The organism is Salinivibrio sp. PR932 (assembly GCF_001996125.1).
GTDB lineage: Bacteria > Pseudomonadota > Gammaproteobacteria > Enterobacterales > Vibrionaceae > Salinivibrio > Salinivibrio proteolyticus.
Genome location: NZ_MUFM01000004.1, coordinates 107,715 through 122,063, shown reverse-complemented (window position 1 = coordinate 122,063; position 14,349 = coordinate 107,715). Strand labels below are relative to the sequence as shown.

Below are 14,349 nucleotides of genomic sequence, written 5' to 3'. Positions count from 1 at the left end.
CAGCTACACTGCTGCGCTCAATTGATGTAAACCAACACGTGGAAGGGAACCAGTATGGGTGGAATTAGTATTTGGCAGTTGCTGATTATCGCAGTGATTGTGGTATTGCTATTTGGCACGAAAAAGCTTCGTAACATGGGCGGCGATTTAGGCTCAGCGGTGAAAGGCTTTAAAAAAGCCATGAACGATGACGAAGACAGCCAAAAAGGCAAAGACGCAGACTTCCAGCAAAAGACCCTCGATGATACTGGGGCTGAGACGTCAACAAACGAGCAAGCACGTAAAGATAAAGAGCAGGTATAACCGTGTTTGATATAGGTTTCTGGGAACTTGTGCTGATCGCCGTGATTGGCTTAGTGGTACTGGGCCCAGAGAGACTGCCCGTCGCGATACGGAATGTGTCGCGTTGGGTGGGGGCAGCGAAGCGTATGGCGGGCTCTGTCCGAGACGAGCTCGAGCAAGAGCTTAAAATTAAAGAGCTGCAAGACAACTTACGCAAAGCCGAGCAGGCTGGCATGAAAGACCTTGACCCTGAGCTGCAGCAATCGGTGGATACCTTGCGTCAGCATGCTGCGGATGTCCAACGCCCTTATGCATCGTCGACAGAGACACCGCGCCCTGAGGCACCGTCTTCAGAGCCGTCGCCGACCGATAAGCGATAAACGAGCAAGGCTACTATGTCCTCCGTAAATGATACCCAACCGCTAATTAGCCATTTGATGGAGCTGCGCAACCGCTTGTTGCGAGCGATCATTGCGATTCTCGTCGTCTTTATTGGCTTGGTTTATTTTGCTAACGATATATACAGCGTGGTGGCACAGCCGCTGATTGATAAGCTGCCAGAAGGCGCGAGCATGATCGCCACGGATGTGGCATCACCGTTTTTCACGCCGATAAAGCTGACGTTAGTGATATCGGTGTTCGTGGCCGTACCAGTGATTTTGTACCAAATTTGGGCGTTTGTGGCTCCCGGTTTATATAAGCATGAACAGCGGTTGGTATTGCCGTTATTGGTATCGAGTTCGTTGCTTTTCTACGCGGGGGTCGCGTTTGCGTACTGGGTGGTGCTGCCATTGGTGTTTGGTTTTTTCACCTCGATAGCGCCCGAGGGGGTGCAAGTGGCAACCGATATTGCCAGTTACCTCGACTTTATCTTGGCACTGTTTTTGGCGTTTGGAATCGCGTTTGAAATTCCCATCGCCATTATTTTGCTGGTTTGGACCGGCGCGACCAGTGCACAAAGCCTGCGTCAAAAACGCCCATACGTTATCGTCGCCGCGTTCGTCGTCGGTATGATGCTGACGCCACCGGATATGATTTCGCAAACCTTGCTCGCGATTCCCATGTGTTTATTGTTCGAATTGGGCGTGTTGCTATCGCGCTTTTACGTGCCACGTGCATCATCGGAATCACAAGAGGCCAGTGAATGATCGATATTGGCGTGAACCTGACCAGTGCGCGGTTTGATAAGGACAGAGACGCGGTGGTTGCGAGCGCGCAGCAAGCGGGCGTTACCGGTATGCTGCTGACCGGCACTAATCTGGAAGAAAGCCAAGCAGCGGCGGATCTCGCCACCCATTATCCGGCGTTTGCCTATGCCACCGCTGGCGTCCATCCGCATGATGCCAAGTCTGTCGACCCCGCGGATTTATTCGTTATCCGGCAGTTAGCGCAGCGCGCCGAGGTAGTGGCGATCGGTGAGTGTGGGCTCGATTTTAATCGGGATTTCTCGCCACGGCCGCAACAAGAAGCGGTCTTTGATGCGCAGCTTGCGCTGGCGGCTGAGCTGTCGATGCCTGTATTTATGCACTGTCGTGATGCGCACGATCGCTGGTTCGCGATTTTACGCCCTTGGCTCGATAAACTGCCTGCGGCGGTGCTGCATTGCTTTACCGGCGATGATCGCGCATTGCGTGAGTGTTTGGACGCTGGGTTATACATCGGCGTCACTGGATGGGTGTGTGATGAGCGTCGTGGACAAGCCTTGCAGCAGCAAGTTGGCTGGATCCCAGATGATAGGCTGATGATAGAAACCGACGCGCCGTATTTGCAGCCCCGTGATATACGCCCTCGGCCGAAAAGCAGCCGTAATGAGCCTAAATATTTGCCCCATATCGCACAAACTGTAGCACGACTTCGCCAACAGTCTGTCGAACATGTTATTGACTGTACAACAAAAAACACCCTGCGCTGTTTTTCGATTCAGTGACGGGGTGAACAACCCAGTGAGGCAGTCATCTGCCCCAAAGCCCAGGTCTGCAACATAAAGGAGGATACAGTGAGCGTATCCATTCAAGGCGCCTTTCCTGCTCGACGCCTGCGTCGTACACGCAAAACTGACTTTAGCCGCCGTATGGTGGCGGAACATTCATTGTCCGCGAGCGATTTGATTTACCCTGTTTTCATTTTGATGGGCAAAAATCGTCGTGAGCCGGTGGAGTCGATGCCCGGTATTGAGCGGATGTCGATTGACCTGCTGTTGTATGAAGCGGATTACTTGGCCAAGCTAGGCGTGCCGGCGATTGCACTATTCCCGGTGATCCCGAAGGAATTTAAAACCGCCTGTGCCTCTGAAGCCTTTAACCCCGAAGGGCTGGTGCCACGCGCGGTCCGCTTGCTCAAAGAGCACGTGCCACAAATGGGTGTGATCACCGATGTGGCGTTGGACCCTTACACCATCCACGGCCAAGACGGGATCATTGATGACGACGGCTATGTGATGAACGAGCCCACCACCGAAGTGCTGATCAAACAAGCTTTGTCACACGCCGAGGCGGGTGTGGATATTGTTGCGCCGTCAGACATGATGGATGGGCGCATCGGTCGTATTCGAGACGCACTAGAGAAAAACGGCCACATCAATACCCAAATCATGGCGTACTCCGCCAAGTATGCCTCTAACTATTATGGCCCGTTCCGCGATGCGTTAGGTTCTGCGGCGAACCTGAAAGGGGGCAATAAAGCCAATTACCAAATGGATCCGGCCAACAGTGACGAAGCGCTGCATGAAGTAGCGATGGATATTGCTGAAGGTGCAGATACCGTCATGGTTAAGCCGGGGATGCCGTATTTGGATGTGGTGCGCCGGGTGAAAAGTGAACTCAAAGTGCCAACCTTTGCTTACCAAGTCTCTGGTGAGTACGCCATGCACAAAGCGGCGATCGATAATGGCTGGTTAAAAGAGCGCGAGACAGTGATGGAATCACTCTTGTGCTTCAAGCGTGCGGGTGCAGACGGCATTTTGACTTACTTTGCTAAACAAGTTGCCGAGTGGCTTGCTGAAGATGCAGGTGCGCCGCTGCCGCCACGCCCTGAAGAAACCGTGGGTTAAAACGAACGCGCGATCAACCACGCCCTGGCTATTTGGTCAGGGCGTTTTTGGTTGTATGGCGGTTGCGTCATGATAGATACAGGGATAAAGCGTATCACCACGCAAAAATTAGGGGATTACGTTGCGGTTGATGGGGTTCTGTAGTGAGATCAGCGTTTCGGTGGATTGGACTTCATCGATGGCTTGTAGCTTGTCAATCAGCACAAACTGTAACTCTTCAATGGAGCGGCACATCAACTTCACAAAGATGTTATAGGCGCCGGTGGTATAGTAAGCCTCAACGACCTCATCAAGCTGATTCAGCTTATCGAGCGCAGAGTGATAGTCCCGCGCGGCTTTGAGGTTGATGCCAATAAAGCAGCACACGTCGTAGCCAAGCTTTTTGGTGTTCACCAATATTTCGGTACCTTCGATAATGCCAGCTGCTTTCATTTTCTCCACGCGCACGTGAACTGTCGCGGGGCTCACTTGAAACTGCTTGGCCATTTCCGCGTAAGGCACGCGCGCATCGTCGAGGAGTGTGGACAGAATACGACGATCGAGATCATCCAGTTTGGGTAAATCGTTCATTGTTGTCGTCTTGTAGTTGTAGCTAAGCCATGTTTTCCGCTGTCTCAGTTGCTTGACAGTCAATTGAGCATCTAATGTAGGGTATCGCGTTGTCTATGAAGATACCAATAAACCAACAGGAAGTGGGCGTGGGGATCAAATACCTTTTTGGCGTGTTAATACTGATGTGTACCTGCGCCGTGAGTGCAGCTCAACAACAAGTCTTGGTCGTGCACTCCTATCATCCCGGGTTCTTTTGGAACCAAGCGTTGGTTGAAGGATTAAATACGGCAACCCAAGGGCACGATATCGACTTTCAGCATACTTACTTAGAAAGTAAGCGTTACCAATCAGAAGCCTATCGTGAACAGCTGAAAAAACTCTACATCCAAAAACTCGCCAGCCAGCGTTTCGATGCCATTTTAACCACGGACAACGCAGCCCTATGGTTGATGCACGAGCTCCACGACTACGTAGGAGACACGCCGGTGGTGTACGCCGGGCTGAATAACTTTGGCCGCCAGCATTACCCGCTGCTACCGCGTGTGACTGGGGTGAAAGAAGAAGTCGACTTACCCCGCAATTTGGCGTTGATGAAACGTCTCCATCCTGATTTAGAACGTGTTTACCTATTGCTGGATAACACCTTTTCAAGTCGTCAGTACTGGAATGTGGTGCAAGCGCAGCTGGCGCACAGTGATTTGTCGGGTCTCGAAGTGGTTCGCCTATCAGACTTATCGTTTCAGGCACTGCATGACCGTATCCAAGCGATGCATGAGGGTGAAGGCGTCTTTTATCTTTCTTACTTTCGCGACAACCAAGGCGGCTTTATGACCCGTCAAGAATACCTCGAAACCATTGTGGGTGAAGCACCCGTTCCTGTATACGGGGCGATGAGCTTTATGCTCGGCCACGGGGTGATTGGCGGTGTGGTGATTGATGGGGTTGAACAGGGTAAGACCCAAGGTGAGTTGCTACTGAAAGTGCTGGCGGGTGAGCTGCCCGCTGAGCGCGACAGCACTAATGTCACCATGTTTGATTACCCTTTGGTCAAACGGTGGGATCTGGACATTAGCGATCTACGTTCAGCGGTGATCACTAATCGTCCGCAATCGTTATGGCAGGCCCATAAAATTACCGTACAAGCGGTGTCTTTGTCTGTGTTGGTGTTGGGTAGCATCATTGTCATGCTATGGGCCAATGTGCGCCAGCTGCGTCGTAGTGAGTCGGCATTAATGCGTCACCGCGCCATGCTCAAAGGGGTGTTCGACCAGAGTAATCAGTTTATCGCCTTGCTTGATGGTAACGGGATTCTGCTGTCGGGCAATTCCAGTTTTAATCAACTGGTTGATGTAACTCGCCAATATCAGGCAAGGCCGCTCTGGTTTTGGCCGATATGGCGTAACCCTGCACGCCTAGAGTCGCACCTAAAGTTAACTGAAACGACCCAGCCCCGGCGTTTTGAACTGTGTTTGAGTGAGGCGCACCGCGAAGTGATCTTGGATGTGGCGGTCAAAAGCTTTCCCGGTGAATCAGGCCAACCCCGTATTCTGTTTGAAGCGCGCGATATTACCCAACGTAAGCACACCGAGGAGAAACTGCAACGCAGTGAAATTGAATACCGGATGCTTTACGAACAGCAACCGGTGATCTTACTGACCGTCGATCAGCAAGCACGGATCCAATCTATCAACCAATATGCGGCGGAGCTTTTCGGTTATAACAAATCAAGCCTCCTTGGCCATAAAATCACTGAATTGTATGCCGAGCAGCATGAGCCGCCCCACCGCATGGTGCGCCGCCCACAAGACCAAGACCATGACGAGCAACTTTGGCGCCGAGAGATCCCTTATCGTTCGAAAAAAGGCCAGATCTTGTGGGTGCGAGAGACGGTTCGTGCCATGCACACTCAGGCACAGATACTGGTGGTTGGCGAAGACATCACCGCGCATCGAGAGATGGAAAGCCAACTGGTGTACCAAGCGCATCATGACTACTTAACCGGTCTCTATAACCGCAGCTATTTTGAACAGAAGCTAGCCGATGCCTTAATTCAGGCCCGCGAAGATGATCAGTGCCATGCGATGTTCTATATCGATATGGACCAATTTAAACTCATCAATGACACCGCAGGCCATGAAGCCGGGGATGAAGCCTTAAAGCAAGTGGCGCTGATTGTAAGTCATCACTTACCTTCTGGCGCGGTACTATCAAGGCTTGGGGGCGATGAGTTTGGTGTTTTGGTGTATCACTGCGATGCTACCCGTGCAGTGAGTTGGGGGAAATCATTGCTGGCTGCCTTGGCACGAAGTGAGTTCTTTTGGCATGACAGCCGGATGCGGTTGGAGTGTTCATTGGGTATCCGCTTACTGGACCGCACCGCTGGCTCTCCGCAGCAAGTGCATGCTCAAGCTGATACAGCCTGCTATGCTGCCAAAGATGAGGGGCGAAACCGACTTCATCTTTATCATCCGGATGATGAAGAACTTAAACGTCGTGAGCAAGAAATGGCCTATGTCAGCCATATTCATGAAGCCATTGCCGCAGATCGCTTTGAAGTGTATGCCCAGCGTATTGTGAATACTAGTGGCGCCCCCCAGCGCAAACTCTATATGGAAGTCTTGGTTCGGATGCGTGATGCGCAAGGAGCCTGGATCTCTCCTGGGCTGTTTGTTCCTGCCGCAGAGCGCTACAACATGGCGCATCAGCTCGATACGGTGGTGGTAAAGAAAACCTTAGGCTGGTTCGCCGCGCATCCCGAGCACGTTGATAAGCTGGGTATGGTGTCGATTAACCTATCCGGCCGCTCTATTGCGCAAAAGGAGTTTGTGCAATTTTTGGTACAAGCTATCAAAGACAGTGTGATACCCAGCCGACGTATCTGCTTAGAGATCACCGAAACGGCTGCCATCGGTAACATGACCAGTGCGATGGATTTATTCTCACGTCTTAAAGCGCTGGGCTGCTTTATTGCACTGGATGACTTTGGTGCGGGCATTTCATCGTTTGGTTACTTGAAGCGTTTACCGGTCGATATCGTGAAAATTGATGGCCAATTTGTGCGTGACATTGCCAATGACGACACCGATTTTGCGATGGTGAAAGCCATTAACGATCTTGCCAAGCAAATGGGCAAAAAAACCGTGGCTGAGTTTGTTGAAAATAGCGAGATTTTAGAGAAATTGCGTTTACTGGGGGTCGATTACGCACAAGGCTATCACTTTAGTGTACCAGCGCCGCTGGAGCAGCAAGTGAGAGGCTGGCCCGAGACACAGAACAGCGTGAAGGAAAAAATCCATCTCTGATATACTCGGCCAATCATTGGCTGTGGAGATCCAACGTGCAACTGACCCTTATCTGTGATGTCGCAGAGAAACAACAAGAATTTGAAAGGCTAACAAGTAAGTGGTCACTCACTCATGAGAATGATTCACCGTTTGCGTTGGTGATGACAGAGACACGGTTGGAGCTTCGCAAACAAGATGAGCCTAAATTAGGGGCGGTCTACGTTGATTTTGTCGACGGGGCGGTCGGCCATCGCCGTAAGTTTGGTGGTGGCAAAGGCCAAGCGATCGCGAAAGCGGTTGGATTAAATAAAGGCGTGACACCGCGTGTCCTTGATGCCACCGCAGGGCTTGGGCGTGATGGGTTTGTTCTTGCCTCGCTTGGCTGTGAGGTGCAGTTGATTGAACGTCATCCTGTGGTGGCAGCGCTGTTGGACGATGGTCTGCAGCGCGCTTATCAAGATGCAGAAATTGGTACTTGGATGCGCGCACGCATGACCTTGTTGCATGCAAGCAGTGCGCAGGCTCTCACCGAGATGGCGCAAACACCCGGGCTACAGCGGCCAGATGTGGTTTATCTTGACCCCATGTATCCGCATAAGAAAAAGGCCGCGCTAGTCAAAAAAGAAATGCGTGTCTTTCAATCCTTAGTCGGGGCGGATACAGATGCGGATAGCCTGTTAGATCCCGCACTGGCACTGGCACGCAGTCGTGTGGTGGTCAAACGCCCAGATTATGCTGAGCCGTTAGCCGGCATAGCCCCTCATTCGAGCATTGCGACAAAGAAAAACCGCTTTGATATGTATATCAATGCAGCACTTACGGTGGATCATTAGGTGGCTAAGTCGCTGTGTAAGTGGCGTCGCGGAGACGTGGATGCTGAGTTAGAGCTGCTCGCGACGATTGTCTCGCCGCCTTGCGTGGCGTGCAGCAAATGTGCGCGTGTGGCCAGAGATAAAAGCTATCTGTGTCGGCCTACGCCTTTGCCTGCATCGTCTGAATCAGTGACGAAAAAGGTGAAGAAAAAAGCCAAGGATGAAAAGCTAACCAAAAAAGCCCTGAAAAAGGGTAAAAAAGGCAAAAAGACGGCAAAAAGCAAAAAAGAGAAGAAAAAGGCGAAAGCCAGTAAAAACGCCTAGCCTGAAGGTAAAGGAACAGACTCCATGGTTACCCATGGAGTCAGCGGTGATTAATCGAGGCCTTTAACCATCAACACGGTCAACAGACCAGTGATAACGGAAACGATCAGGCCAGAAACGATTAACCAAGGCAACATATCCATCATGATTCGCACTCACTTCTATTATTGATATTGGGGGAAAAGCGAGCATGATTGGACCTGAGTTTTGCCACATCTACAATGTGCTAGACGCAGGCGTTTAAGCTTAGTAACGATTAGAAACAAGGTGATGACAAGCTAATCAACAAGCCCTTGTCGCTTGTAGGTGAATCACCGTTTTCAGTAAAAGGATTGAGCATGAGTGACAGCCACGGAAAGACAGATCACGACGCAAGCGTGTGGGACAAAGAGGAAGCCTTAAGTCGGTTGATGGATAGCCAAGCCTTGCTTGATGAAGCCTGTACCATCTTTGTCGAAGAGACTGAGGAGCAGCTTCCAGCCATGGCACAACAGATTGCAGCGGCAGATTTTGCTAACTTGGCACGTGAAGCGCACAAGCTAAAGGGTAGTGCCAGTAACCTAGCGGCGATTGAACTGCAACAACAAGCGTTAGCCTTGGAGCTGGCAGCAAAACAGGATAATGCTGATGCCGCGTCCGTGTTGTTGGATGATATCAAAGAAGGCTTGGCACGCTTTTGCGCGCAGTGGAGTAAATAAAAACGCCGAGCACAGTGCTCGGCGTTGCTCTTACCGATACCGGGTTTAGCGCATGGTAACAAACTCTTCTGAACCGGTCGGGTGAATCGCGACCACACTGTCAAAATCTGCTTTTGTCGCTCCCATTTTCATTGCCACGGCAAACCCTTGGATCATTTCATCGACGGTGAAGCCGATACCGTGAAGGCCCACGACTTTTTCATCGTCACCGGCACACACCAGTTTCATTTTACAAGGTTGGCGGTGCTGGGTGACGGCCGTATACATTGCCGCAAACGTCGAGGTGTAGACCTTGATATTGTCATCCCCATATTTGGCGCGCGCTTCGGGCTCGGTCAAGCCAATGGTGCCGATTGGCGGATGGCTAAATACCACGGTTGGGACGAGGTCATAGTCCATTTTTGCCTCGCTCTGGCCATTGAATAGGCGCTCCGAGAGCAGACGACCTGCTTTTACCGCCACAGGGGTGAGCTCAATGCCACCATCCATAATGTCACCGACACAGTATATGCCCGGCACGCTGGTGGTTTGGTAAGCATCTACCTTGATGTAGCCGTTCGCGGTGGTTTGTACATCGGTCGCGGCCAAATTGATCTTGTCGGTGGTTGGATGGCGGCCAATCGCCCAGATCAGTGTGTCTGTGTTATGCGTGGTGCCGTTCTCGAACGCAAGGGTCAGGCTGCCGTCGCTTTCTTTGGTGACAGAGACAGGCACCGACTGGGTATGCAGCGTCGGGCCTTCTTTTTCCATCACTTCGACCAAGGTGTCAGTCACCAAGGGGTCAAAGCTTCGCAGCGGACGGTCTTTGCGCACAAACAAGTGGGTATCGGACCCTAGCGCATGCAGTACGCCTGCGATTTCAACCGCAATATAGCCAGCACCGACTACGGCGACACGCTTAGGTTGTTCGGTGAGGGCAAAGAAACCATCTGAGTCGATGCCATGTTCAGCACCGGGAATGTTCGGAATCGTGGGGGTGCCACCAACCGCAATCAAGATATGATCGGCGGTGTAGTGTTCGCCGTCTACCTCGACGGTTTTGTTATCGACAAAGCGCGCAAAGCCGTGAATGACATCAATGTTGTTTTTACCCAACACGTTTTCGTAGGCTTTGTGGATACGGCCGATGTAGGCTTCGCGGTTATTGATCAAGGTTGACCAGTCAAAGCCTTTCACTTCAACATCAAACCCATAATCCGGGGCATAAAGATTGAGGGCTTCGGCAACTTGCGCACCATGCCACATCACTTTTTTGGGCACACAGCCCACGTTTACACAGGTTCCACCGAGGTGTTTTGCTTCAATCAGGGCGACTTTGGCACCGTGCATCGCGGCACGGTTGGCAGAGGCAATACCGCCGCTGCCGCCACCGATACAGATGTAGTCGAAATGCTTCGCCATGTCTTTCTCCATCTTATACGCACGAGCGTGCTTCTGGCTTTTGTTTCGTGGTCAGCTTGTCGCGTTTCAGGTCGCTTGTAAAGTGGCGCCGCGCTGACCATTGAGGTTGAGTGAATGTAAGCTTATCAAACCTGTGGTGTGGCGGCAGTCTCAGAATCATTTTGTAACGGTCGCAATCTGTATAAGTTGGAGTGCAGGGATTGAAAAGCGTTCTCACAGACGGCATATACATGAGGTCACTTATCGTTTAGACGCGCGAAGCACGGGCGTCTCGTCAGCAAAAAGGAAGGCATTATGTCCAACCCGCTACTTCAATTTGAGGATTTACCTCCATTTTCAGCGATCAATCCAGAGCATGTTAAGCCGGCAGTGGACGCCGCGATTGCCGATTGTCGCCAAGCGGTCGAGCAGGCAGCTGAGCAAGCGTCGCCAAGTTGGGAGACGGTTTGTGCGCCGCTCGCCGAAGTCGAAGATCGCCTCAGCCGTTTATGGTCGCCAGTAAGCCATATGAACGCCGTGGTCAACAGCAAACCACTACGTGAAGCCTACGAAAGCTGTCTGCCGCTGTTGTCGGAATATTCGACGTGGCGCGGTCAGCACAAAGGTTTGTATCACGCCTACAAAGCCATCAAAGATAGCGCGGACTTTTCATCACTCGATACGGCCCAGCAAAAAGCCATCACCGATGCGCTGCGTGATTTCGAGCTGTCTGGCATTGCGCTGCCTGCCGATCAACAACACCGTTTTGGTGAAATTCAAAAACGCTTGTCGGAGCTTTCTTCTTCATTTAGCAACAATGTGCTGGATGCCACTATGGGGTGGAGCAAGCTGGTGAGTGATAAAAGTGAGTTAGCGGGCTTGCCCGAATCAGCGCTGAACGCAGCGAAAGCGCAAGCTGAGAGTAAATCTCAGCAAGGTTACTTACTGACCCTTGATATTCCTTCGTACTTACCGGTCATGATGTACTGCGATAACCAAGCCTTACGTCAAGAAATGTATGAAGCCTTCTCTACGCGCGCCTCTGATCGTGGACCGCAAGCTGGCCAGTGGGACAACACCGAGCTGATGAATGAGTCGCTACGTTTAAAATATGAACTGGCGCGCTTGTTGGGCTTTAACAACTACAGCGAGCTGTCGCTGGCGACCAAAATGGCAGAGAGCCCCGAGCAGGTGATGGGCTTTTTGAATGAGCTGGTCAGCAAAGCCCGTCCACAAGGCGAGCGAGAGTTCGCGGAAGTAAAAGCTTACGCCAAGCAAGAGTTTGGGGTGGAGACGCTGGAGCCTTGGGATATCCCTTACTACAGCGAAAAACTCAAGCAGGCGCGCTATGCGATTTCTGATGAAGCGCTACGGCCTTACTTCCCAGAATCGCGCGTGCTAAGTGGCCTGTTTGAAGTCATGAAGCGTGTGTTTGGCATGACGGTAACCGAACGCCAAGGTGTCGATACGTGGCATAAAGATGTGCGTTTTTATGACATTCACGACAGTCAGGGCACGCTGCGCGGGAGCTTCTATTTAGACTTGTACGCACGTGAGAATAAGCGTGGCGGTGCATGGATGGATGAGTGTCGCGTTCGTCGCCGTAAAACAAATGGCGAGTTACAAACGCCGGTGGCGTACTTGACCTGTAACTTCAACCCACCGGTCGGTGATGATCCTGCGCTGTTTACCCATGACGAAGTTGAAACCCTGTTCCACGAATTCGGTCACGGCATTCACCACATGCTGACACAAGTCGAAGTGGCGGATGTCTCGGGGATCAACGGTGTGCCTTGGGATGCGGTAGAGCTACCGAGCCAGTTTTTGGAGAACTGGTGCTGGGAGCAAGAGGCGCTGAGCTTTATCTCGGGCCACTATCAAACCGGAGAAGCCTTGCCGGACGATATGCTAGAGAAGATGCTGGCGGCGAAAAACTTCAATTCAGCGATGGCGATGTTGCGCCAGCTCGAATTCAGCTTGTTCGACTTTAGCTTGTTCAGTCAATTTGACCCCGAGGTGGGTCCACGGATCATGGAAACGCTTAACGCCGTACGTGAGCAGGTTTCTGTGGTGCCCACGCCGGAGTGGAATCGCTTCCCGCATGCGTTTGGGCACATCTTTGCGGGTGGCTACAGCGCAGGTTATTACAGCTACAAGTGGGCTGAAGTGCTGTCGAGCGATGCCTATTCTCGCTTTGAAGAAGAGGGGATCTTTAATCGCGAAACCGGTGAAGACTTCCTCAACCATATCCTCAGTCGTGGGGGAAGCGAAGCGCCGATGGCGTTGTTTGTTCGCTTCCGTGGCCGTGAGCCAAGCCCTGATGCGCTGCTGCGCCACAGTGGTATTTCTGCGTAGTCACGCGACGATTGACCAAGTAAGAGCCCGCGCTAGGCGGGCTTTTTTGTGCTCATGAGATGGGCAAGTGCGATTTAGACACCGCCATCAGCGTGGGTGATCACGACCAGCGGTTGACCAAGGCTGGATTGACGCAAGGCTTCCTGCTCCAGCTCGGCACTCAGCAATGGGCTGGTATCCAGCAACGTGGTGTCTAAGGTTAAGGTGAGCGCATCACCGTTTGCACAAAGGCGACTGAGTGGCCGTACGCGGCTGTCTCGGCGGTGGCACAAAATCACCGCCAAACGCAGCAAACGCAGGAGGCGATTGGCACTTTGCGCTGACAAAGCATGTTGGCCATCAATGCGAACCAGTTGCTCACGATAGTAGCGAAGCAAGGTGGCAATCAGCTGCTTTTGAGCGCGCGTAAAGCCGGGTAAGTCGAGATGGGTGATCAAATAGGCCGCATGGTCGCCGTCTTGTTTAAAGCCAATGCTTAAGCCAATTTCGTGCACACAGGCTGCGGCATGAAGCAAGCTACTGGCGTGGGGCTCTGGCACCCAGTCAGGCGGACATTGGTGAAGCAAATCCAACGCCGTTTGTGCCACCGTCATGCCATGCGCTTCATCGAGCTGATAGCGAGATTGAATACTGGCGATGGTGCGCGCACGTATATCGCTGTGGCGCATTGCGGTCATCATTTCATACACCAGACCTTCACGGAGTGCGCCGCCAGCCAGTGTCATGCTGGTGACATCCAAGCATTCAAAAATGGCGATCAGTATCGATAACCCGCTTGGGAAAACCAAGGCGCGTTCAAGCGTGAGGCCGTCAATGTCGAGGGCATCCATTTGTCCGCACGCAATGGCTTGGTCGCGTAGACGATGGAGTTTTTCCAGCGTGATGACTTCGTCCATGCCTTGCGTCACCATAATTTCTTGCAAGGCTTGCACTGTTCCGCTGGCGCCTACGCAACAATCCCATCCGAGGGCGCGATAGGCAGCCATATGAGGCGCTAATTCCGCTTTGGCTCCGGCAATTGCGGCATCGAACGCCGCTTGATTGAGGACACGGTCGGCAAAGTAGTCTTCAAGGAAGGTCACACAGCCCATGTTAAGGCTTTGCAATAGCGCAGGCTCAAATTGTTGGCCAATGATCAGCTCGGTGCTGGCCCCACCAATATCCACCACCAAGCGTTTTCCTGGGCCGCCCGAGGTATGTGCTACCCCTTGGTAGATGGTGCGCGCTTCTTCTTCACCAGAGATGATCTCGATGTTGTGGCCTAATAGCTGGTTCGCTTTGGCGAGAAACACATCAGCGTTCGAGGCTCGGCGTAATGCGGCTGTCGCCACCACCCGAATGTGATCGGCTTCAAAGTCTTGCAAGCGTTCAGCGAAAAGCGCGAGGCATTCCCAGCCGCGCTGCATGGCTTCGTCACTGAGCTGACGTTGTGCGTTCATTCCCGCCGCTAAGCGGACTTTGCGCTTAATTTTGGCCAGTGTTTGCACACTGCCAGCTACTTGACGCACAACCAGCATGTGAAAGCTGTTAGAGCCTAAATCAATCGCCGCATAAAGCGACGATGTGTGAGCGGTGGTTCCATCACGACGCATGGCGCGACCTTACCTCATAAC

At 52.3% G+C, this 14,349-nt stretch carries 13 protein-coding genes; 10 read left to right on the top strand and 3 right to left on the bottom strand.

The genetic code is table 11. The annotated features are described in order from the left end of the window. Positions 1-54: 54 nt before the first annotated feature. The 5 genes from tatA to hemB all read left to right on the top strand — a co-directional run bounded on the left by tatA (position 55) and on the right by hemB (position 3,331). Complete coding sequence (tatA, locus tag BZG84_RS02965; RefSeq protein WP_069588228.1) at positions 55-303, top strand: Sec-independent protein translocase subunit TatA; 249 nt, start codon at positions 55-57, stop codon at positions 301-303. 2 nt (positions 304-305) lie between these two features. Beyond that, positions 306-662, top strand: a complete 357-nt coding sequence (gene tatB / locus BZG84_RS02960) for a Sec-independent protein translocase protein TatB (protein ID WP_069588226.1) — start codon at positions 306-308, stop codon at positions 660-662. 15 nt (positions 663-677) lie between these two features. Then, a complete protein-coding gene (tatC, locus tag BZG84_RS02955) occupies positions 678-1,430 on the top strand; it encodes a twin-arginine translocase subunit TatC (protein WP_069588224.1) in 753 nt (250 codons plus the stop codon). Then, complete coding sequence (locus BZG84_RS02950; protein WP_077479569.1) at positions 1,427-2,209, top strand: TatD family hydrolase; 783 nt, start codon at positions 1,427-1,429, stop codon at positions 2,207-2,209. The genes tatC and BZG84_RS02950 overlap by 4 nt, the downstream gene beginning before the upstream one ends. A 69-nt stretch (positions 2,210-2,278) precedes the next feature. Then, positions 2,279-3,331: a porphobilinogen synthase gene (gene hemB, locus BZG84_RS02945; protein ID WP_077663370.1), complete on the top strand. Its 1,053-nt coding sequence runs from the start codon at positions 2,279-2,281 to the stop codon at positions 3,329-3,331. A gap of 108 nt (positions 3,332-3,439) precedes the next feature. Here hemB and asnC read toward each other — a convergent pair whose 3' ends face one another. Then, on the bottom strand, positions 3,440-3,901 hold the full coding sequence (asnC, locus tag BZG84_RS02940) for a transcriptional regulator AsnC (protein WP_069588218.1): 462 nt from the start codon (positions 3,899-3,901) through the stop codon (positions 3,440-3,442). A gap of 95 nt (positions 3,902-3,996) precedes the next feature. On the opposite strand from asnC, the gene BZG84_RS02935 reads away from it, so the two are divergent. The 4 genes from BZG84_RS02935 to BZG84_RS02920 all read left to right on the top strand — a co-directional run bounded on the left by BZG84_RS02935 (position 3,997) and on the right by BZG84_RS02920 (position 9,001). After that, the gene (locus tag BZG84_RS02935; RefSeq protein WP_241825747.1) at positions 3,997-7,185 is read left to right on the top strand and encodes an ABC transporter substrate binding protein; all 3,189 of its coding nucleotides are present in this window, start codon (positions 3,997-3,999) and stop codon (positions 7,183-7,185) included. A gap of 35 nt (positions 7,186-7,220) precedes the next feature. Next, entirely contained in the window at positions 7,221-8,000 is a 780-nt protein-coding gene (locus tag BZG84_RS02930; RefSeq protein WP_077479567.1) for a class I SAM-dependent methyltransferase, read from the top strand. After that, positions 8,001-8,303, top strand: a complete 303-nt coding sequence (locus BZG84_RS02925) for a hypothetical protein (protein WP_077479566.1) — start codon at positions 8,001-8,003, stop codon at positions 8,301-8,303. It abuts the gene before it with no gap. 338 nt (positions 8,304-8,641) lie between these two features. Beyond that, the gene (locus tag BZG84_RS02920; RefSeq protein ID WP_069588212.1) at positions 8,642-9,001 is read left to right on the top strand and encodes an Hpt domain-containing protein; all 360 of its coding nucleotides are present in this window, start codon (positions 8,642-8,644) and stop codon (positions 8,999-9,001) included. Positions 9,002-9,046: 45 nt separating this feature from the next. On the opposite strand, the gene gorA is transcribed toward BZG84_RS02920, so the two are convergent. Beyond that, positions 9,047-10,402, bottom strand: coding sequence for a glutathione-disulfide reductase (gorA, locus tag BZG84_RS02915; RefSeq protein WP_077677978.1), 1,356 nt, complete (start codon positions 10,400-10,402; stop codon positions 9,047-9,049). A 294-nt stretch (positions 10,403-10,696) separates the two neighbouring features. Here gorA and prlC point away from each other — a divergent pair, with 294 nt between their 5' ends. Beyond that, a complete protein-coding gene (gene prlC / locus BZG84_RS02910; RefSeq protein WP_077677977.1) occupies positions 10,697-12,736 on the top strand; it encodes an oligopeptidase A in 2,040 nt (679 codons plus the stop codon). Positions 12,737-12,810: 74 nt separating this feature from the next. On the opposite strand, the gene gppA is transcribed toward prlC, so the two are convergent. Continuing rightward, on the bottom strand, positions 12,811-14,328 hold the full coding sequence (gppA, locus tag BZG84_RS02905) for a guanosine-5'-triphosphate,3'-diphosphate diphosphatase (RefSeq protein ID WP_077677976.1): 1,518 nt from the start codon (positions 14,326-14,328) through the stop codon (positions 12,811-12,813). Positions 14,329-14,349: the final 21 nt, after the last annotated feature.